20 protein-coding genes are annotated in these 19,836 nt (G+C 71.8%); 9 read left to right on the top strand and 11 right to left on the bottom strand.

Annotation, left to right across the window (positions count from 1 at the left end; genetic code table 11):
• Positions 1-21: 21 nt before the first annotated feature.
• Positions 22-906, bottom strand: coding sequence for an aldo/keto reductase (locus ACFC09_RS18125; RefSeq protein ID WP_376529060.1), 885 nt, complete (start codon positions 904-906; stop codon positions 22-24).
• 248 nt (positions 907-1,154) lie between these two features.
• On the opposite strand from ACFC09_RS18125, the gene ACFC09_RS18130 reads away from it, so the two are divergent.
• On the top strand, positions 1,155-2,153 hold the full coding sequence (locus tag ACFC09_RS18130; protein ID WP_376529062.1) for a helix-turn-helix domain-containing protein: 999 nt from the start codon (positions 1,155-1,157) through the stop codon (positions 2,151-2,153).
• 80 nt (positions 2,154-2,233) lie between these two features.
• Here ACFC09_RS18130 and ACFC09_RS18135 read toward each other — a convergent pair whose 3' ends face one another.
• From ACFC09_RS18135 to ACFC09_RS18145, 3 genes are read right to left on the bottom strand one after another with little or no spacing between them, the layout of a single operon-like run.
• Complete coding sequence (locus ACFC09_RS18135) at positions 2,234-2,617, bottom strand: RidA family protein (protein ID WP_376529064.1); 384 nt, start codon at positions 2,615-2,617, stop codon at positions 2,234-2,236.
• A gap of 41 nt (positions 2,618-2,658) precedes the next feature.
• Positions 2,659-4,149, bottom strand: coding sequence for a carboxylesterase/lipase family protein (locus ACFC09_RS18140; RefSeq protein ID WP_376529067.1), 1,491 nt, complete (start codon positions 4,147-4,149; stop codon positions 2,659-2,661).
• A gap of 22 nt (positions 4,150-4,171) precedes the next feature.
• Entirely contained in the window at positions 4,172-5,086 is a 915-nt protein-coding gene (locus ACFC09_RS18145) for an MBL fold metallo-hydrolase (protein ID WP_376529069.1), read from the bottom strand.
• 177 nt (positions 5,087-5,263) lie between these two features.
• On the opposite strand from ACFC09_RS18145, the gene ACFC09_RS18150 reads away from it, so the two are divergent.
• Entirely contained in the window at positions 5,264-8,086 is a 2,823-nt protein-coding gene (locus tag ACFC09_RS18150; protein WP_376529071.1) for an AAA family ATPase, read from the top strand.
• A gap of 125 nt (positions 8,087-8,211) precedes the next feature.
• On the opposite strand, the gene ACFC09_RS18155 is transcribed toward ACFC09_RS18150, so the two are convergent.
• The 4 genes from ACFC09_RS18155 to ACFC09_RS18170 form a co-directional block, all read right to left on the bottom strand.
• Positions 8,212-8,931, bottom strand: a complete 720-nt coding sequence (locus ACFC09_RS18155) for a hypothetical protein (RefSeq protein ID WP_376529073.1) — start codon at positions 8,929-8,931, stop codon at positions 8,212-8,214.
• A 261-nt stretch (positions 8,932-9,192) separates the two neighbouring features.
• Positions 9,193-10,383, bottom strand: coding sequence for an NAD(P)/FAD-dependent oxidoreductase (locus ACFC09_RS18160; RefSeq protein ID WP_376529074.1), 1,191 nt, complete (start codon positions 10,381-10,383; stop codon positions 9,193-9,195).
• Positions 10,384-10,389: 6 nt separating this feature from the next.
• The gene (locus ACFC09_RS18165; protein WP_376529201.1) at positions 10,390-10,587 is read right to left on the bottom strand and encodes a ferredoxin; all 198 of its coding nucleotides are present in this window, start codon (positions 10,585-10,587) and stop codon (positions 10,390-10,392) included.
• Positions 10,587-11,843, bottom strand: a complete 1,257-nt coding sequence (locus ACFC09_RS18170) for a cytochrome P450 (protein WP_376529077.1) — start codon at positions 11,841-11,843, stop codon at positions 10,587-10,589. Before ACFC09_RS18170 ends, ACFC09_RS18165 begins: the two co-directional genes overlap by 1 nt.
• Before the next feature lie 165 nt (positions 11,844-12,008).
• On the opposite strand from ACFC09_RS18170, the gene ACFC09_RS18175 reads away from it, so the two are divergent.
• The gene (locus ACFC09_RS18175) at positions 12,009-12,605 is read left to right on the top strand and encodes a TetR/AcrR family transcriptional regulator (protein ID WP_376529080.1); all 597 of its coding nucleotides are present in this window, start codon (positions 12,009-12,011) and stop codon (positions 12,603-12,605) included.
• 48 nt (positions 12,606-12,653) lie between these two features.
• Here the strand turns inward: ACFC09_RS18175 and ACFC09_RS18180 are convergent, their stop codons facing one another.
• The gene (locus ACFC09_RS18180; protein WP_376529082.1) at positions 12,654-13,607 is read right to left on the bottom strand and encodes a phosphotransferase family protein; all 954 of its coding nucleotides are present in this window, start codon (positions 13,605-13,607) and stop codon (positions 12,654-12,656) included.
• 168 nt (positions 13,608-13,775) lie between these two features.
• A complete protein-coding gene (locus tag ACFC09_RS18185; protein WP_376529085.1) occupies positions 13,776-14,381 on the bottom strand; it encodes a TetR/AcrR family transcriptional regulator in 606 nt (201 codons plus the stop codon).
• A gap of 122 nt (positions 14,382-14,503) precedes the next feature.
• Here ACFC09_RS18185 and ACFC09_RS18190 point away from each other — a divergent pair, with 122 nt between their 5' ends.
• From ACFC09_RS18190 to ACFC09_RS18200, 3 genes are all read left to right on the top strand, one after another.
• Complete coding sequence (locus ACFC09_RS18190; protein ID WP_376529088.1) at positions 14,504-14,962, top strand: cupin domain-containing protein; 459 nt, start codon at positions 14,504-14,506, stop codon at positions 14,960-14,962.
• Between the two features lie 46 nt (positions 14,963-15,008).
• On the top strand, positions 15,009-15,818 hold the full coding sequence (locus ACFC09_RS18195; protein ID WP_376529090.1) for an alpha/beta fold hydrolase: 810 nt from the start codon (positions 15,009-15,011) through the stop codon (positions 15,816-15,818).
• 62 nt (positions 15,819-15,880) lie between these two features.
• The gene (locus tag ACFC09_RS18200; protein ID WP_376529093.1) at positions 15,881-16,051 is read left to right on the top strand and encodes a hypothetical protein; all 171 of its coding nucleotides are present in this window, start codon (positions 15,881-15,883) and stop codon (positions 16,049-16,051) included.
• Between the two features lie 29 nt (positions 16,052-16,080).
• Here ACFC09_RS18200 and pip read toward each other — a convergent pair whose 3' ends face one another.
• Positions 16,081-17,064: a prolyl aminopeptidase gene (gene pip, locus ACFC09_RS18205; protein ID WP_376529096.1), complete on the bottom strand. Its 984-nt coding sequence runs from the start codon at positions 17,062-17,064 to the stop codon at positions 16,081-16,083.
• 47 nt (positions 17,065-17,111) lie between these two features.
• On the opposite strand from pip, the gene ACFC09_RS18210 reads away from it, so the two are divergent.
• From ACFC09_RS18210 to ACFC09_RS18220, 3 genes are all read left to right on the top strand, one after another.
• Entirely contained in the window at positions 17,112-17,588 is a 477-nt protein-coding gene (locus tag ACFC09_RS18210; protein WP_376529098.1) for a MarR family winged helix-turn-helix transcriptional regulator, read from the top strand.
• Between the two features lie 174 nt (positions 17,589-17,762).
• Positions 17,763-18,104, top strand: a complete 342-nt coding sequence (locus ACFC09_RS18215) for an ArsR/SmtB family transcription factor (protein WP_376529102.1) — start codon at positions 17,763-17,765, stop codon at positions 18,102-18,104.
• The gene (locus ACFC09_RS18220; RefSeq protein ID WP_376529105.1) at positions 18,101-19,825 is read left to right on the top strand and encodes a SulP family inorganic anion transporter; all 1,725 of its coding nucleotides are present in this window, start codon (positions 18,101-18,103) and stop codon (positions 19,823-19,825) included. Before ACFC09_RS18215 ends, ACFC09_RS18220 begins: the two co-directional genes overlap by 4 nt.
• Positions 19,826-19,836 lie beyond the last annotated feature (11 nt).

Consider the following 19,836-nt stretch of genomic DNA (forward strand, 5'->3'; position numbering starts at 1 on the left):
TTGCGTCGAGGCGGTCAGGGATCAGCCGGCCAGGGCGTCGAGTTCCGCGATCTGCTGCGGGCTCAGCCGGACGGTCGCCGCGGCGACGTTCTCTTCGAGGTGGGCCATCGAGGCGGTGCCGGGGATGGGTACCAGGTTCTCGGAGTGGGCCAGTTGCCAGGCCAGTGCGATCTGGGCCGGTGTGGCGCCGGTCTGCGCGCCGATGGCGTCGAGGGGGCTGCCGGGTTGGGCGAGCGCGCCGATGTCGAGGGGGAACCAGGAGATGAAGGGGATGCCTTCACGCGTGCAGTGGTCGAGCACGTTCTCGTGCTTGCGTGTCGTGACGCTGTACTGGTTCTGGACGGAGGCGATGTCGACGATCTGGCGGGCGGCGACGATCTGGTCGACCGTGACCTCGTTGAGGCCGATCGCGGCGATCTTGCCCTCGTCCTTGAGTTCCTTCATCACGCCGATCTGGTCCTCGAACGGGACGGTGGGGTCGACCTGGTGCAGCTGGTACAGGTCGATGTGGTCGACGCCGAGGCGGCGCAGGCTCAGTACGCATTCCTGCCGCAGGTATTCCGGGCGGCCGAGCGTGGCGTAGGAGCCGGGGCCGGACTGCGTCTGGCCGCCCTTGGTGGTGATCAGCACGTGCGCCGGATAGGGGTGCAGCGCCGCGCGGATGATCTCCTCGCTGACGTGGGGCCCGTAGACGCTGGCGGTGTCGATGAAGTCGACGCCCAAGTCGATCACGCGCCTCATGAGCTGGATGAACGGGCCGCGGTCGGCCGGCTCGCCCCAGACGCCGGGGCCGGTCAGCCGCATGGCTCCGAAGCCGAGCCGGTGGACGGTCTTCCCGGCGATCTCGATCGTCCCGGACGCGACGCCCTCGCCGGTGCTCGCGTGATCGGAGGAGTGCAGGTCCATTATTCCCTTTTCTTTCCCGGTTCTTTCCGGTTCTTTTCGGTTGATTCCGGCTAGTTCCGGTTGATTCCGGTTCTTCGCGGTGGTGCCGGACGGTCCGGCACCATCCCTTTCCGAGCAGCGTAGGACGTCCGGCCGGCGGCACACTTGGACGACAGCGTCATAGGGTCGGAAGATCAGTGCCACCCGTTGGCGCCGGAGCAACGAGTACGAAACGCGTGTGACGCGAGCGTGAGGAGTGTGGCCCGCCGATGACCAGCACGAGGCAGCAGGCAGACGAGTCGCGTGGCGCATTCTCCCTGGACACCATGGCCCGGCGTGCCGTGCCGCAGGGATTCGACGCGTTCCTGTACGCGTGGGAGACGCAGATCGGCGATGATTTCCCGATGCCGGCCTTCAGCCCGGCCATGGCAGGGGACTACCGGGTCAGGGCCCGTGCCGCCCGGGTGCGCGATGTGGCGATCGTCCAGGCCCACAGCGAGTCGCCGATGCGGACCGCGGACACTCCGCACGGTGTTGAGGACCGGGTACGGCTGTACGTGGTGCGACGCGGCTCGTGGACGTTGGGCGCTTCGCGGGACCACGCCGAACAGACCGTGTCGGCCGGGCAGTTCCTGCTCCGGCATGTCGGACGGTCGTCGCCGTTCGAGACGGTGCCGCACACGGCGGCGCTGGTCGCGGTGCTGCCCGCGCCCCCACTGGTGCCGCTGCTCGGGAACCGGACGGCGACCGGGTCGGCGGACGCGGCCGAGGTGCGGCTGCTGGTGGCCCACACCAAAATGGTCAACTCCACCGTGAACGATCTCGGCCCGGCCGGTGTGCAGGCCGCGCACAGCACTTTGATCGAGTTGGCCAAAGGAGTGGCCGGGGGCCGGTTCGACGGCGCGGAGCCTCTGCTGGCGCCCGCACTGGCCCAGGCCGCGAAGGATCTCGCCCAGCGCCGGCTTGCCGATCCCGAACTGTCGCCGGCGATGCTGGCCCGTGAGCTCCACGTCTCGGTGCGCACTCTGCACAGGGCGTTCGCCGCGGGGGGAGAGTCCGTGGCCGCGTACATCCGGCACCGGCGGTTGGAAGAGGCGCGGCTCACACTCGCCGCACCGTCCAATGGCGCGACCGTCACGGAACTCGCCGCCTACTGGCAGTTCGCGGACAGCAGCCATTTCACCCGGGCCTTCAAGGCGCACTACGGCCAGACCCCCACCGATTACGCCCGCTCCGCCGACCCGACCGGCAGGCACCCGCGGGCGTAGCCGGTGACCGCAGCCGAGCCCGCCGGTCCGGACGCGTACGAGAGGGTCCCGCCGGCCACGGCAACTGGCGGAGCGCACTGTCAGTCCTCCAGCACTGCCAGGGCGTCGATCTCCACGAGCAGTCCCGGCGGGAGCCGCATGTAGACGGTGGTGCGGGCGGGGAAGGGCTCGCTGACGGCCGCGGCGTATGCCTCGTTCATCTCGGCCAGGTGGGCGGGATCGGTGAGGTACACGCGCAGCATCACGAGGTCCTGCGGGCCCGCGCCGCCCGCGTCGAGTACGGCGGTGACGTTGCGCAGGGTCTGTGTGGTCTGCTCGGCGACCGTGGTGCCGACGACCTCGCCCGTGACGGGGTGGAGCGGGAGCTGCCCGGAGACCTGTAGGACGGGCCCCTTGCGGATGCCTTGGGACAGCGGGGCCGGCAGGGCGGGTGCGTGCTCGGTGGTGATGACGGTTCTGGGCACGGTCTGTCCTTTGAGGGGGTGTGGGCGGGCGTGTACGGGGGTCAGTTCCATGCCTGCCGTTCCTGGCCGCGGGGGTCGTCCTCCTGGGTCCACTCGGCATCGATGCGCATGGTGGGCCTGCGCTCGGTGTCGTACGGGGCCCAGCCGGGGTCGCCGGTCCTGGCGAACCGGACCCAGGTCTCGTGCATCCGGGCGGCAAGACCGGCGGGGGGTTCGTCCGGGCCGAGCAGGGCGGCGGGACCGTGGAGCCGGGGCTGGTGCGCGACGTCGAAGACGAAGGGCAGCTCGACCGCGTGGGTGGCGCCGAGTTCCCCGTCCAGGGCGTGGGAGCGCCAGGCGAACCGGTAGGCGTAGGTAGCGGACCGGGGATGCGCGGCATGGGCGTCGGCCAGGGCCCAGCTGCCCGCGCCGAACAGCGCGTCGCCCATGATGGCGGAGCGCAGCGCGCCGAAGGACGCGCCGGGGCGGGTCTTCCGGTAGGTCTCGACGAGCCGCGCGGGATTCGGGTGCGAGCGCGCCGCCGTGTCCTCGACGTCCTCGGCGGTCGAGGTGGCGTACTTGTCCACGGGGACCAGGTAGAGGTTCCCTTCCTCGGTGTTGGTCCCGATGAGCAGGTCGACATCGGCGCCGGCGCCCGCGGTGACGGAGTGGGCGGGCTGGGTGTCGAGGACCAGGCTGAAGGGGCTGAGTCCGATCAGCGGGTCGTGGTGCGTCTCGGTCCGCAGGTCGATGCCCGCGAGCCGGGAGGCCGCCGCCACCAGGCGCTCGTCGGAGATCTCCGCGAAGGCGTCGGCGTGGGGTTCGATGCCCAGGATCCCGGCCGCCGCACGGGTGACGCGGGCGGCCTGCTCGGTGGTGAACGCGCCCAGGCCGCTGCCGCTCTGCACGATCGCCCTGCGGAACAGGCCCGTAGCCTGCGCGGCGGCGAGGACGCCGCCGACGACGGTCGCCCCGGCCGACTGGCCGAAGAGGGTGACGTTGTGCGGATCACCGCCGAAGGCAGCGATGTTCTCCCGGACCCAGCGCAGCGCGGCGACGACGTCGAGCAGGCCGCGGTTGGCGGGCGCGCCGGGGAGATCGAGGAAACCGGCGATGCCGAGCCGGTAGTTGAGGGTGACGAGGACGACGCCGTCGCGGGCGAAGGCGGAGCCGTCGTACAGCGCGGACCGCGTCGATCCGGCGACGAATCCGCCGCCGTGGACGAACACCATGACGGGCCGGCCGGGTTCGGGGGCCGCAGGCGTCCAGACGTCGACCGTGAGGTGGTCCTCGCCGCGGCTCCAACCGGCCCCGAAGTAGGGGGACATGTCGATGCTGCCGAGTCTGCGTTCGGACTGCGGCGCGGTGGGTCCTGGCACGGTGGCGTCTCGTACGCCGTCCCACGGCTGGTGCGGCCGCGGCGCCGCGAACCGGGCGGCGCCCCGGGGCGGGGCGGCGTAGGGGATGTTCAGGAAGACGGCGGTGTCGCCCCGGCGCAGGCCGCGGACGGCTCCCTGCGCCGTGGTCACGACGGGGTCACAGTGGCTGCTCATGTCTCGTGTCCTTCCGCGGGCCTCAGGCACGCTCGGTGTACGGGGCGAAGGGCGCCCAGCCCTTGACGGCGAACTTGCTTCCCTCGCGCACCACTTCGGCCCCACCGTGGCCGCCCAGGTGTGCGGGGATCACGAGTGCGTTGTTGTCGGCGGCCCAGCCCAGCACCTTGCGGCGGGTGGCGCGGGCACCGGCGGGGTCCTCGCAGAAGCAGCTGTTGGCGTCGGGTTCGAGGATCTGCACCGGGCTGTGCAGCAGGTCGCCGACGAACACGGCGCGGTCCGTCCCGGAGGTGAGGGTCAGCACGGAGGAGCCGGGGGTGTGTCCGGGAGCCGCGTCCAGGCGCAGGCCGGCGTCGATCCGGTGGCTGTTCTCCCACAACCGTGTCCGGCCGGCCTGGTGCACCGGGGCCACGCTGTCCTCGAAGACGTTCTGGTTGCCGCGGCCCAGCAGCGGCTCGTGGCCGTTCTCCGGGTTCCAGAAGTCGAAGTCGTCCTTCGGCATCAGATAGGTGGCGTTGGGGAAAGTCGGCACCCATTGCCGGCCGTCCAGATACGTGTTCCAGCCGACGTGATCGATGTGGAGATGTGTGTTGATCACTATGTCCACGTCCTCGGGCTCGACCCCGGTCCGGGCGAGATTCGACAGGAAATCCGTCTTGAGGTGGCTCCAGACCGGTGCGTACGGGCGCTCCTTGTGGTTGCCGACGCCGGTGTCGACGAGGATGGTCCTGCCCTCGCTGCGCAGCAGCCAGGTCTGGATCGCGGAATTCACGGTGTTGGTCCCGGCGTCCAGGAAATGCGGGGTCAGCCAGGAGGCGCCGTCGTCCCACACGTGCTTCGGGCTCTCCGGGAAGAAGGTGTCGGGTGTCATGTCGACGGAGCCGAAGTATTCCCAGACCCGGATGATGCTGATGTCGCCGAGCGTGATGTGGTCCATGGCGCGTCCTTGGGAATGTGGCGGATTTCCTGGAACCGTACGAGCGGCCCTGGTGAGGGCGGTATCCGTAACGTGACTGCACCCGCGCGCGCTCCGGGCACCGCGTCCGGCCGCTTGTAGCCTGGGTGGGCGGGGCAGACGGCTCCCGTGCGAAGAACCACACCTCCTGGAGACCCCGTGGACGAGCAGGCAGGCGACCTCGGCCCGGTCACGGGACCGGATCCGGGAGAGCCGCTCGTCGGCCGGGACACGGAGCTGGCGAGCCTGTTTCGCGCGGTGGACCCGGCGTCGGCCGACCCGGTGGTGATGCTGGTCGGTGACATGGGCACGGGGAAGAGCGCGCTGCTGGACCGTGCGGTGCGCCGGGCCGCGGCCGGCGGTGCTCGCGTGCTGCGCGCCGAGGGCAGCGAGTCGGAGTCGAGCCTCGCGTACTCCGCGCTGCATCAGCTGCTGCGCCCGCTGCCAGCCGAGGTGGAGGGGTTGCCGGAGCGACAGCGGGCGGCCCTGCACACCGCCTTCGGCACGGGACCGGCCGTCCCCCGGCAGGCGAGCGCACCCGACCTGATGCTGGTCGGGGTCGCCGTCCTGAGTCTGCTGTCGGCCCTGGGCGACCGGCGTCCCGTGCTCGTGGTGCTGGACGACGCGCAGTGGTTCGACCGTGCTTCCCTGGACGCGCTGTCCTTCGCCGCCAGACGGCTGGCGGGCGAACCGATCACGATGCTGATCGCGGCACGTGCCGGCGATCACCTGCCGGGATTCGACCGGCACGTGCCCACGCTCACCCTGGGACCGCTCGACGAGGCCGCGGCCGGCCGGCTGCTGGACCGGCAGCCGAAGCGCCCCACCGGCCGCACCAGGGCGCGGATCCTCGACCAGGCAGGCGGCAACCCGCTGGCACTGGTGGAACTGACGAGAGCGGCCACCGCCCACGACGCGGCCGTGTGGTCGGGGTCCGAAGGCCCGCTCCCCCTCAGCGACCATCTGGAGCGGGTCTTCGCCGCCCGCCTGCACGGCCTTCCCGCCGCCACGGCTTCGGCCCTGCTGCTCCTGGCCGCGATGGACAGCGTCGACTCCCCGATCGCCGTCCCGGCCGGGCCTGCGAACACCGAGAACGCCGAGAACGCCGAGAACGCCGAGGACGACCCCTGGCGGCCCGCCGAGCAGGCCGGGCTGGTCCGGCGGACCGGCCGGGACCTCCGGTTCCGCCACCCGCTGATCAGGTCCGCCGTATACCACTCCGCGCCCTTCGCGACGCGGCGCGAAGCCCACCTCACACTCGCCGAGCTGCTGCGGGACGAACCGGACCGGCGTGCCTGGCACCTGGCCGCCGCGTGTCCGGGGCCGGACGCGGCCGTGTCGGCGGAGCTGGAGCGGACCGCCGAACGGGCCCGCCGCCGCGGCGGCCACGCGGCCGCGGCCAAGGCCCTCCAGCGCGCGGCGGAACTCGCGCCGCGACGCGAGGACAGCGCACGGCTGCTGGTCGAGGCCGCCGCGGCGGCCGTGCTCACCGGAGACCTCGCCTGGGTCGAGGAACTGACCGCCGCGGCGCGTGCGCGCACGGACGACACCTCGCTGCTGGCGTCCGCCACCGTGCAGGCGGGACGGCTGGCGGTCCTGACCGTGCGCCACACCGTGGTCTTCTCCCGGCTGACCGACGCCGCCGAGGAGTTGGCGGCCGTCCGGCCCGCCGCCGCACTGGACCTCCTGGCGAGCGCCGCCGTGGTCCGCTTCTACTCCGGACAGGACAGCCGGCGCCACCGCGTCCTCGACATCCTGGGGCGCCTTCCCGAGGACACCTCGACCGCCGGCTTGCGCACCTGGGTGAGGGCCGTGTCCGACCCGTTCCACGACCGGGCCGAATTCCTCTCCCTGCTCCCCCAGTCGCTCTCCGCGGCGGAAGCCCGGCCGGAGCTGCTCACCACCGTCGGGATCATGGCGTGGCTGCTGGACGAGACCCCGCGGGCCGTCCGCGCCTTCGACGCGGCGTTCGACCGCTGGGCGGCGCGGGGAACCCTGCCGGAGGGGCTGAGCGGCGCGGTCGCCTGGGCCTATGTGGAACGAGGACGGTGGGACCAGGCCCGTGCTGCCTGCGCCCGCGTCATCGCGGTCGGCCGGGCAGCCGGCCTCGACCACGCCGTGGCCTGTGCGGCCACCGTGGACGCCACTCTGCTGGCCTACCGGGGTGACGCGACCGCGGCCCGCGCCCGTGCCGAGGAGGCGTTCGCCCTGATCGATCCGCTGGAGAGCCGCTCGGTCCGTGTCTATGCCCGTCGTGCGCTCGGTGCCGCGGCAGCCGCGGAAGGCGCGTACGAGACCGCGTACGAGCACCTCCGCATGGCCTTCACGGCGGACGGCGCGCCCGTGCACTACCACGCCTCCTACCCGGCCCTCGCAGATCTGGCCGCCGCCGCTGTCCGCTGCGGCCGTCGTGAGGAGGCCGCCACGATCGTCGAGCGTTGCGCACGCACGCTCGCGGAGAACGCCTCGCCCCGGCTGCGTGCGCTGATCAGCCGGGCCCGAGGTCTGCTGGCCGACCCGGAGGACGCCGAGCCGCACTTCCGGGCCGCCCTGGCCGACCCGGCCCTTGAGCACTGGCCCTTCGAACGCGCCCAGACCCTCCTCGACCTCGCCGAACGGCTGCGACGCCGGCGGCGCATCGCCGAGGCGCGGGCGCCGCTCACCGAGGCCCTGGAGACCTTCCGCCGCCTGGGCGCACGTCCGTGGATCGAGCGCGCCCGAACCGAATCACGTGCCGCCGGCCTCGGCGTCACGGACACGGCTCCCGACGCGCTCGCCGCACTCTCCCCGCAACAGCAGCAGATCATCAGGCTCGCCGCCCGTGGACTGACCAACCGCGAGATCGGCGAGAAACTCTTCCTCTCTCCGCGCACGGTCGGCTCGCACCTCTACCGCAGCTTCCCCAAGTTGGGCATCACCGCCCGCTCCCAGCTCCGCGACCTCATCGAGGGCACCCTCGCGACGGCCGACCACCTGGAATGAGGGCGGGCCCGGCCGCGGGAGCAGCCACCTGACGCATGCTCGCCGCCAGGACCGGACGTGCACGAGACCCGGCGGCACGACCCACGCGTCGGCGCCCGTCGGGCGCGACCGGACCCGGGGGCGGGTCAGTCCCGCAGACCGCCGTCCCAGGAGCTGCCGAAGGGGCCGCTGTGGCTGTCGAGGAGGAGCACCAACGCCGCGGTGACCCGGGGGTCCCATCGGTCGTCGGCCACGGTGAGCTGGAAGGCGCCGGCCCCGCTCGCCCAGTCGAGCACGGTCCTGCCGCCGGCCCGCCATTTGGTGCGGCGCGGCGTTCCCATCAGGTCACCCTGGCCCGCGAGGGCGATGCCGACGAAGAAGACGGCTTGCAGGGGCAGGAGCAGCCACCACATGCCCCACCAGAAGGGGTTGCCCTTGCGTCCGACGGCGGTGGGGCCTCCGGTCGGCTGCACGGTCCAGCGTGTCCTGAATCCACCGTTCAGTGCCCGTTCGCGGACGATCAGCGCCACCGACTCACCGGTCGTGCCGAGGACTTCGTACGTCGCCGCCCTGCCCTTCGCGGCGGATCTGGTGACGACACGGGCGTGGACACCCTGCCGGTGACGGTCCGCCCAGAGGACGAAGGTCCGAACGCCCTCTTCGCGGGCTTTGCAGTACTCCTCCGCACCGCCGGGTGGCAGCACCCGCTCGGGATACGCCAACGCGGTGGCCTGTTCGCGGGCTTCGCGGGCACGGAGAGTGGCGTCGGCTACGTATATCTTCAGGCGTATTCCCCCGTCGTCCGGCTCCGACGCCTCGCCCTCGCTCGTCCAGAACGGCCGTTGCAGCCACACCTTTGTCTTCACCCTCTGCGTCCTCCTTCACGGCGGTCCACACCGGTACGCCGTCGAGAACGTATCGGCCGGGACACGGAATCGGGGGCCCCCCCGCCCCGGGGGGGCCGGGGGCCCCCCCCCCCCGGGGGGGGGGGGGCACGCCGCCCGCGGGGCGGCCCCCCGCCGGGCCCCCCGCCCGGTACCCCGTCCTAAATCTTAGCGCCGGCCACCCTCACGGCCCCCCCCGCCGGGGGGGGGGCCCGGGCCCCCCGCGCCCGCTGGGCCTGGGGGTCAAAGGCCACGGAGCGGACGGCCTCCGGCGGATCCGCCGTCCGGTGCTGTGATCAGGAGCCGGTCCTGGCGCAGTTGCCTGGCCATGTTCCACCCCAGTACCCCGGTGATCCGCTCCCGCACGCGGTAGTGCGCCACGAACTGCCGGTCAGCCGGTTCACCGTGCGCGATCTCCATCTCGCCGCCTGCCGGGAAGATGCCGTACGCCTGGATCTTCGCGTCGAACTGGTCGGTCCAGAAGTACGGCACCGGCGCGAACGGGACACTCGCGCCGAGCAGGTTGCGGGCCACCGCGATGCCCTGCTCAGTGGCGTTCATCCGGTGCTCGACCCGCATGCGCGTGCCGAAGTGCGGATTGAACCAGCGGGCCACGTCGCCCGCCGCGTACACCCCCTCGACGGCCCGGCAGGTGGCGTCGCACAGCACGCCGTCCTCCACCGGGATCCCGCTGCCGGTCAGCCAGTCGGTCGCCGGTGTCGAGCCGATCGCCACCAGCACCGCCTCGGTGGGCACCACCGTGCCGTCGGTCAGCTCGACTCCGGACACCTTGTCCTCGCCGAGCAACGCGGCCACTCCGACGCCGGTGCGCACCCGCACCCCCTGCTCCTGGTGCAGATCGGCGACCAGTCGGCCGATGCGGTCGCCGAACTGGCGGACCAGGGGCAGCGGCAGCGGATCGACCAGGGTCACGTCCAGCCCCAGTCGGCGGGCCGAGGCAGCGGCCTCGGAGCCGAGGAACCCGGCGCCGACGACCACCAGCGAGGACGAGCGCAGCAGATCGGCGCGCAGCGCCAGGGTGTCGTCGAGGGTGCGCAGCACGTGCACACCGGCCAGGTCATGGCCGAACGGCAGCCTGCGCGGGGTCACCCCGGTGGCGATGACCAGGCGGTCGAAGCCGAGTTCCTTCCCGCAGGACAGCTCCACCGTGCGGCTGTCCAGGTCCACGCCGATCGCCCGGGTGCCCAGCCGCAACTCGATGTTCTGGTCGCGGTAGACGGTGTCCGGGCGCAGCCGTGTCCTGCCCTGTTTCCACGTGCCCGCCAGCACCTGCTTGGACAGCGGCGGCCGGTCGTAGGGGAGTTGCTGTTCGTCGCCGACCAGGATGAGCTGCCCGGTGCAACCCTCTCGGCGCAGGGCCTCGGCGGTGGTCAGACCGGCCGCCGAGGCGCCCACGATGACGATCTTGTCCACGGACGCCTACTCGTCCGACGTCCGGATGGCCAGCGCCGGGCAGAGCAGCGCGGCCTGCTTCGTGGCCGCTGCCAAGGAGGCGGGCGGGTTCTCCAGCAACAGGACCACCATGCCGTCCTCGTCACGCTGGTCGAAGACGTCCGGGGCGGCCAGCACACACTGCCCGGCTCCGACGCACACCTCCACGTCGACACTGACCCGCATCATGCGTCGCCCTCCGCAACACCCGGCTTGTCCCAGGTGACCGGCAACGCGCGCACGCCGTAGACCAGCGCGTTGTCCTTGAACTGGATGTCCTCGAACGGCACGGCCAGCCGTAGCGTGGGGATCCGCCGGTACAGCCGGGCGAAGACCTCCTGCAGCTCGACCCTGGCCAGCTGCTGGCCGAGGCACTGGTGGATGCCGTAGCCGAAGGCCAGGTGTGCGGTGGCGTGGCGCCCGAGGTCGATCCGGTCGGGGTCGGGGAACACCGACTCGTCCCGGTTGCCCGAGGCCAGAGCGGCCACCAGCCACTCCCCGGCCCTGAGTGTCCCCTCACCGACCTGCGCGTCCTCGGTGGCGTGGCGCAGCAGCCCGAACTGCACGGGCGAGATGTAGCGCAGCATCTCGTTGACGGCGGTGCCGGCCAGCCCCGGATCCGCCCGCAGCGCTTCGAGTTGGTCGGGCTGGCGCAGCAGGGCCAGCGTGCTCAGTCCGATCATGTTCGCGGTCGTCTCGTGCCCGGCGACCAGCAGCGAGATGCTCAGCGTGGTCAGTTCCTCGATGGTCAGTTCCTGGCCGGTCTTCCTGGCGCGCACGATCAGCCTGCCCAGCAGGTCGTCGGTGGGCTCGGCCGCCTTGGCCGCCACCAGCTGCTCCATGAACTGCACGACCTCGGCGGACGCCTGCTCCAGCTCGGCCGGGTCGCGGTCCACGGAGAGCATCACGCCGGTCTGCCGCTGGAACCGGTCCCGGTCGGCGTAGGCGACGCCCAGCAGCTCGCAGATCACCATCGAGGGGATGGGCAGCGCGAAGTCGTGATACAGGTCGACCGGCCCGGTGCCGGCCAGCATCCCGTCGATGTGCTCGTCGACCAGACGCCGGATGTAGGGGCGCATGGCCTCGATGCGCTTGACGGTGAACTCCGGCGTCAGCAGCCTGCGCAGCCTCGCGTGCTCCGCACCGTCCATGTTCAGGATCGAGCCGGGAGCCACCGGCCTGTCGACGTCGCCGCCGACCACCACGTGTGTGGACGGGGCGGCGTGCGAACTGAGCCTGGGGTCGATCAGCGCCGACCGTACGTCGTCGTACGTGCTGACGACCCGGGCGTTGATCCCCGCCGGGCAGGAGAGCAGATCCATGGGGCCGTCCTGGCTACGCAGCTCGGCGTACTCGGCGGGCGGGTCGAACGGACACGTCCCGTCCCGCGTGACCGGGAAGCTGCCCACGGCAGCGGGGATGTCGGTGGTCGTCTCACTCATGGTGCCCAGCTCCTCGGCCGAAAGTGGCAGTGATTGCCATACGGCCAAGACTGTCAGGGGGCAGACACTGCCGCAAGGAAGCATTTCACGCCACTGTCAGGTGACAGCGACTGCCACTTGACAGTGCTAGGATCGCCGCGGTCGTCGCGGGCGGAGGTGGGGGACATGGGACTGCGCGAAACCAAGATGGAACGCACCCGGCAGTTCATCGCGGACAAGGCGTTCGAGCTGTTCGTCACGCAGGGCTACGACAACACGACGGTCGAGCAGATCGCCGCCGCGGCCGAAGTCGGCACCCGCACGCTCTACCGGTACTACCCGACGAAGGAATCGCTGGTCATCAACTTCGTGGAGGAGGGCCTGAACACAGCGCTTGCGGTGTTCCTCGAACAGCCCGACGACCTGCCACTGCCGCAGGCGCTCCACGCGGTGATCGACAGCGTCCAGCACACCATCACGGCCCATTCCGGACGGCTGATCGCGCTGTACGAGATCACCAACCGGACCGCCGTGCTGCGGGCGGGCCTCGCCAACCAGAACTGGCGCTGGCGTCAGGAACTGACCCGGGAGATCCTGCGCCGGATCGGCGACACCGGATCCGACGTGGTCGCCGCGCTGGCCGCCGCGGGGACCATGAACGTCATCGAGGTGATCCTGCAGAAGTGGGTCGACAGCGGCGGCACCGTCGATGTGGGCGACATCGCGCGCGAGACGCTGCATCTGGTGCACACCAACGCGATCCCGGTCCCCACACCCGCCTGACGGCGCCGTCTGTTCGGCCGCCGGGCCCGCGCCCCGGGCCGCCTCGGCTCAGCCCAGCGCGTCCATCAGCGCGGTGACATAGGCATCGAGCCGCTCCTCCACGGCTCGTGTCGTCAGCTCCGTCCTGCCCGCCTCCCGCCATGGCCGCGACACCAACCGCACTTCCTCCGAGAACGCCAGCCCGTCCCGCACCCGCCAGTACAGCCGTTCGCTCGCGGTCGCGGCCAGCACCCCGCCCGCCGCCTCGTACTCCTCGGCGAGCCGCAGACCCCACGCCGGGCCGTGCAGCAGCGCGAGGGTGGTGCAGCAGTGCGCCACATCGAGATCCGTCGGACCCCAGGAGGTCGCCGCCCAGTCGACGACGCCGGTGATCCGGGCATCTGCCGGACTTGGGGACGGCACGTCGAACAGCACGTTGCCGGGGTGGAAGTCCCGGTGCAGGAACCGCCCTTCATAGGGCGGCGGGGGCTTGCGGATCATGTCGATCGCGGCGGCCCACGCCGCCGCGTCGGCGCCTTTCGGGGTCACGACGGTGTCGGCGGTCGTCAACGCCACGTACGCCCGGGGCCGTTCGACGGGTCTGAGCGCGTGGATCGCCACGAGTTGACGGGCCAGCAGCGGGACGCGTGTCTCCACTCCCTCGTCGGCGAGGACCGTCCGGCCCGCCAGGTGTGTCATGAGGAGCGAGGGATACTCGCAGTGCTCGGCGGTCGGATCGACCGCGACCAGTCCGGGGGCCGACACGTCGGTCCCGGTGAGCAGGGCAAGGGCGCCGGCCTCCCTGTTCAGCCAGTCCTCGGCGTGCTCGACGCCGACGAAGGTCCGCAGCACCAGGTCACGGGTGTCTCCGTCCCGCGTGCCGATGGTCAGCCGCCGCATTTCGGCGGCGAGGCCGCCGTGCAGCGCCTCGATCCTGACGATCCGTTCGCCGACCTCCAGGTGGCGGCCCACCCAGGCCAGGGTCAGCGGTCGGACAGTCGCAGCCTCATCGTGGTTGAACACCGTGCCACCCCATCATCCGGACGGCGACCCGCGCAAAGGCTTTCCTGAAGAGTCGTTCCTGCTGGAAAGACCACTTCGCATCCGGCGTTGTTGTCAGTGACCAGCCGTTCTTCTCGACCGAGAGGACGACCGTCCCTCGATCGAGAGACCAACCGCCCTCCTGGTTCGCTACCTGGCCGACCGCACCGCGGCTGCGGTGAGGGTGGACGCGGTCCGTACGGCGCTGGAGACAGCCTCGTCGGGGCCCAGCCCGCACAGATCGGTGAGGGTGAAGAGCGCCTCGGCGCTCACGACCACCGCGAGGTCACGCTTCAGTCGGGTGAAGGCGTCCGGGTCCGTCACGCCGAGCGTCTCCTCCAGGGGGAGGAGCGCGTGCTCGATGAGCCCGAAGCGGATACCGGGACGCATGGGCACCGCCTCGGGCCGGGTGATGGTGGCGGCGATCATCGCCCGCACCGAGCCCTGGCGGGCGAGGACGCCGCGCAGCAGGAACTCGCAGGCGAAGGCGACGCGTTCGACGGGGTCGGCGGAGTCCGCCACCGGTGCGAGCGCCTCGGCGGGGGGCGGCCAGACACCGGCCAGCGCCTCCGCTATCAGAGAGGGCAGGTCCGGGAAGTACCGGTAGGCGGTGGCCTCGGAGACCAGGGCCGCGCGGGCGATCGCGGGCATGGCCACCTCGGCACCCGTGCCGATGAGTTCACGGGCGGCGGCCACGATCGCCATCCGGGTGCGCTGCTTCTGGTTGGTGCGGCCGGCACCTGTCTGCGCCGTCATCGCGCGACCCCTCCTGTCGACTCCCGGCAGAATAGCAGCAATCTCTCCTTATGAGAGTTCACTTGCATGACGAGATCGAACTATCTAATGTCGTGAGAGTCAGCTCTCACGAAGGAGGAGCAATGACCACGGTGTCCATGGTCGGCCCGGACGACGGCGAGACCATCCGGCTGGGACCGACACAGATACGCATCCTTGAGGACGGCGGCACCACCGCGCACCGCCTCGGCATCGCAGAGATCACCCTCGCCCCGCACACCCAGGGCCCGCCGCAGCACCGGCACGCCCAGCACGACGAGGGCTTCTACGTCGTCTCCGGCACCGTCCACTTCACCGTCGGGGAGACCGTCCACGCGGCGCCGGCCGGCACCCTCGCGATGATCCCGCCCGGCGCCCCGCACACCTTCGCCAACCTCGGCGACGAGCCGGCGGTGATGGTCAACACCTTCACGCCGGACCTGTACGTGCAGTACTTCCGCGACCTGCGGAACATGATCGCGGACGGCCGGGAACCGACCCCTGAGTCGACAGTCGCGATCATGAGCCGCTACGCCACCGTCCCCGCGACCGACTTCGCGTGACCGCGGCCCGACTTCCGCTCGGACCATCCGCTCAAGGAGCACGGAAATGACTCGCAGCACCCACACCCTCACGCTCGACCAGGGCGCCCTCGACATCGCCGTCGACGTCCACGGCGAGCAGGGGCACCCCTTCCTGCTCCTGCACGGAGGTGGCGGCCCGCAGACCGTCACCCCGTTCGCCGGTCTCCTCGCCGGACAGCGCCCGGCCAGGGTGTTCACCCCCGTCCATCCCGGCTTCGACGGCACGGTCCGCCCCGAATGGCTGACCGACGTCACGACCCTGGCCCAGGTGTACGCGCACCTGCTCGACGCGCTCGGTCTGGAGGACGTCGCCGTCGTCGGGAACTCACTCGGCGGTTGGACCGCCGCGGAACTGGCGGCGGTGGGCAGCGACCGGATCAGCAGCGTCACCCTCGTCAACGCGGTCGGCATCCCCGTCCCCGGCCACCCCATAGCCGACACCTTCTCCCTGACACCCCTCGAACTGTCCCGCCTCTCCTTCCACGATCCCGCGAAGTTCCGCTTCGACCCCGGCACGCTGACCGACGCGCAGCGCGCGGTCATGGCCGCCAACCGAACCGCCCTGCTGGTGTATGCGGGCCCGCACGCCATGGCCGACCCCACCCTGCCCGAGCGTCTCGCCAAGGTCACCCACCCGGTCCAGGTCGTGTGGGGCGCGAGCGACCAGGTCGTGGACGCCGACTACGGACGCGCGTACGCACAGGCCGTCCCGGACGCGGAGTTCCGTCTGGTGGAGGGCACCGGTCACCTGCCGCAGAGCGAGACGCCCGAGAAACTCCTGCCGATCCTCTGGGACTTCGCCGACGCCCATGCCACCGGCCGGCCACGGCACTGATCCCGGGGAGAGAGGGGTGTCACCCTCAGGGTGTCACCCTCGGGGACGCCGGCTGGGCCGAGTTGCGCGCCCCCCACCCGGCCCTGCTCGGCACCGCGCCGAAGGACGCCGACCCCGGCGCACTGAGCACCGTACGCGTGGCCGCCCTCCACCGCACCGGAGCCCGCCTCGAACACGGACAGCTCGTCGAACGCCCCGAAGCCCACGCAGCCCGACTGCTCCACAGGACTTGACCCATGCTCCCCCGGTCCGAATCGATGACTCAGACCACGCCGGCCGTCCCTTCCTGGACCGGCCGGAACCGGTCCGTAGCCGCCAGGACGGCCTTCGTCGTGGCGTCCCCCGACAGCCCGTGCCCCTCCTCGCCGATCAGTACCAGCTTCGCGTCCGGCCATACCTGGGCCAGCCGCCACGCGACGTCCGGGGGCCCGCTGATGTCCATCCGCCCGTGGACCATCACGCCGGGGATGCCGGCGAGCTTCCCGGCGTCGCGCAGCAGCGCCCCGTCCTCCAGGAAGCCGGCGTGCCGCCAGTAGTGCGTGACGAGGCGGGCGAAGCGCAGCCGGAAGCGGGGGTCCTCGTAGCGGGGATCCGGCCTGTATCCCCGGTGGGTGGACACGTGCACGTCCTCCCACCGGCACCACTCCCGCGCCGCCCGCTCCCGTACGGCCGGATCGGGGTCGGCGAGCATCCGGGCGTAGGCGTCCACCAGGCTGCCGTCGCGCTCCGGTTCCGGCACGGCTTCGCGGAACCGGGCCCATTCCTCGGGGAAGATCCGCCCCATGTCCCGGGTCACCCACTCCACCTCGCGGCGGGTGCTGTTGGTGACGCTGAAGAGGACCAACTCGGATACGCGTCCGGGGTGCTGCTCGGCGTACGCCAGCGCCAGGCTCACTCCCCAGGAGCCGCCGATGACCAGCCACTTCTCGATGCCGAGGTGCTGCCGCAACAGCTCGATGTCGGCGATCAGATGAGGAGTGGTGTTGGCGGCGAGCGAAGTCCGCGGATCGGCGGCGTCGGGCGTGCTCCGCCCGCATCCGCGCTGGTCGAGGAGCACGACGCGGTACGCCGCGGGGTCGAACAGGCGGCGCCAGAACGGCCCCGCGCCGGAACCCGGCCCGCCGTGCAGGACGAGGGCGGGCTTGCCCGCGGGATTCCCGCAGGTCTCCCAGTACACGCTGTTGCCGTCGCCGACGTCGAGCATGCCGTGCTCGTAGGGCTCGATGGGCGGATACAACTCGGCCATGTGAGACGCGCCTCCCGTGAATATGACAGCGCTGTTACATTAACAGCGTGAGCCATCATCCAGACCCGGCCGCCGTAGGCACCCTGCTCCGCCACGTCCTCGAACTGCTCGACGGCGACGTGGCCAAGGTCTACCAGGAGCAGGACATCGCCGAGTACCGGCCCCGCTTCTCTCCGGTCGTACGGGCCCTCCTGGCCGAAGGCCCGCTCCCGGTCCGCGACTTGGCAGCGGCGGTGGGTGTCACGCACTCCGCCGCGAGCCAGACGGCGGCCGAGATGGCCCGTGCGGGCCTGGTCACCCACACCCCCGACCCGCGGGACGCCCGCCGCCGGTTGATCGCGCTCACGCCGAAGGCCCATGCCCTGCTGCCGCAGATCGAGGCGGAGTGGGACGCGACAGTGGCGGCGATGGTGGAGCTGGACGCGGAGCTCTCCATGCCGCTGGCGGATCTACTGACGGAGGTGGCGGAGGCGGTACGCCGCCGCCCGTTCCGGGAGCGGATCGCGGCGGCGTACCGACTCTGACGGACCACCGTGTGGGGCCGCAGGAGGCGGCGGCGCTGACTGCGGCAGGCACTGATGCCGAATTGCAAAATTTCGCAATTGGTTAGATGCTGTATTGGCCGTGCTTGTAGGTAGTCGTGGGCACGGCCTTTGGTGTCCGCCCCGGGTGGGGCTCGTAGGGGAAGCCGAGGGATCGTGTCCGTTCCGCTGTACGAGGCGAAGGCCGAGTTCTTCCGGATGCCGGGGCATCCCGTACGGATACGGGTGCTGGAACTGCTACAGGACGGGCCGCTGCCGGTACGGGAGCTGCCGGCGGCCGTCGAGGTGGAACCCTCCCGCCTCTCCCAGCAGTTGGCCGTGCCGCGCCGCTCGGGGATCGTCACCTCGACGCGGGAGGGCTCGACGGTCGTCCACGCGCCGGCCGGCGGGGACGTGGCCGACCTGATGAAGGCCGCGCGGCGCATCCTCACCGGGCTGACGGCAGGGCGCAACGAGTTGCTGACCGAGCTACGGGAAGCCGAGGTCACGGCGCGATGACCATGCCATTGAGCCGGGTGCGGGCTCGCGTCGGCGCGTTGCTGCCCGCTCGCGCCGATCTCGCGGAGATCCGGCGCGATCCGCGCCGAGATCTGCTCGCGGGCCTCACGGTGGCGATCGTGGCGCTGCCGCTGGCGCTCGGCTTCGGCGTCTCCTCGGGGCTGGGTGCCGAGGCCGGACTGGCGACCGCCGTGGTCGCGGGCGCCCTCGCAGCGGTCTTCGGCGGATCGAACTTGCAGGTGTCCGGCCCGACCGGCGCCATGACGGTGGTCCTCGTCCCCCTCGTGGGCGAGTACGGGCCGACCGGTGTGCTCACCGTCGGTCTGCTGGCGGGCGTCCTGCTCGTCGCGCTGGCCGTACTGCGTGCCGGGAAGTACATGCGGTACGTGCCCGCCCCGGTCGTCGAGGGCTTCACCCTCGGCATCGCCTGCGTGATCGGCCTCCAGCAGGTCCCGAACGCGCTCGGCGTGCCCAAGCCGACGGGCGACCGGGTCCTGGTGGTGGCCTGGCGGGCGGCCGAGGAGTTCGTGAAGTCCCCGAACTGGACGGCCGTCGGCTTCGCGGTCGCGGTGGCCTCGGTCATGCTGGTCGGGGCGCGGTGGCGGCCGAGCGTGCCGTTCTCGATCGTCGCCGTGATCGCCGCGACGGCCGTGGCCCGGCTGGCCCACCTGGACGCGGCGCAGCCGATCGGCGACCTGCCGGCCGGGCTGCCCGTGCCGTCGTGGTCGTTCCTCGACCTCGGCTCGCTCGGCTCCCTGCTCGCCCCCGCGGTGGCGGTCGCCGCCCTGGCGGCCCTGGAGTCGCTGCTGTCCGCCTCGGTCGCGGACGGTATGACGGTGGGTCAGCAGCATGATCCCGACCGGGAACTGTTCGGGCAGGGGTTGGCGAACATCGCCGCCCCGCTGTTCGGCGGGGTCCCGGCGACAGGCGCGATCGCCCGCACCGCGGTCAACGTCCGCACCGGCGCGAGTTCCCGCCTCGCCGCGCTCGTCCACGCCGCCGTCCTCGCCGTGATCGTCTTCGCGGCGGCACCCCTCGTCTCCCGGATCCCGCTGGCCGCCCTCGCCGGGGTCCTGCTGGCCACCGCGGTCCGCATGGTCGAGGTCGGCTCGCTGAGGGCCATGGTGAAGGCGACGCGCTCCGACGCGCTGATCCTGGTCCTCACCGCCGGGGCGACCCTGGCTCTGGACCTGGTCCACGCCGTGATCATCGGCCTGGCCGCCGCCGGTGCCCTCGCCCTGCGCGCCGTCGCGAAGCAGGCCCGGCTCGACCAGGTGCCCCTGGACCGGGGCGACCACAGCATGGAGGAACAGGCGCTGCTGGCCGAGCACATCGTGGCCTACCGCATCGACGGCCCGCTGTTCTTCGCCGCCGCCCACCGCTTCCTGCTGGAGCTGACCGAGGTCGCCGACGTCCGTGTCGTCATCCTGCGCATGTCCCGGGTGTCGACCATGGACGCCACCGGCGCCCTGGTCCTGAAGGACGCGGTGGCGAAGCTGCACCGCCGCGGCATCGTCGTCCTGGCCTCGGGCGTACGAGCGGGTCAGCGCCGGGTCCTGGACTCCGTGGGCGCGCTGGACCTGCTGCGGGACGAGGGCCGGGAGTACGCCACCACCCCCGAGGCGATCCGGGCCGCCCGCGATCACCTGGAGACGGCCGGAGTCTGGTCCGCCCTTCCCGCGCCCGAGCCCCGCGCCTCCGTCCAGCAGGCACCGCGATGAGTACTCCGGCC

The sequence above is a fragment of the Streptomyces sp. NPDC056161 genome, from assembly GCF_042268025.1.
Classification (GTDB): domain Bacteria; phylum Actinomycetota; class Actinomycetes; order Streptomycetales; family Streptomycetaceae; genus Streptomyces.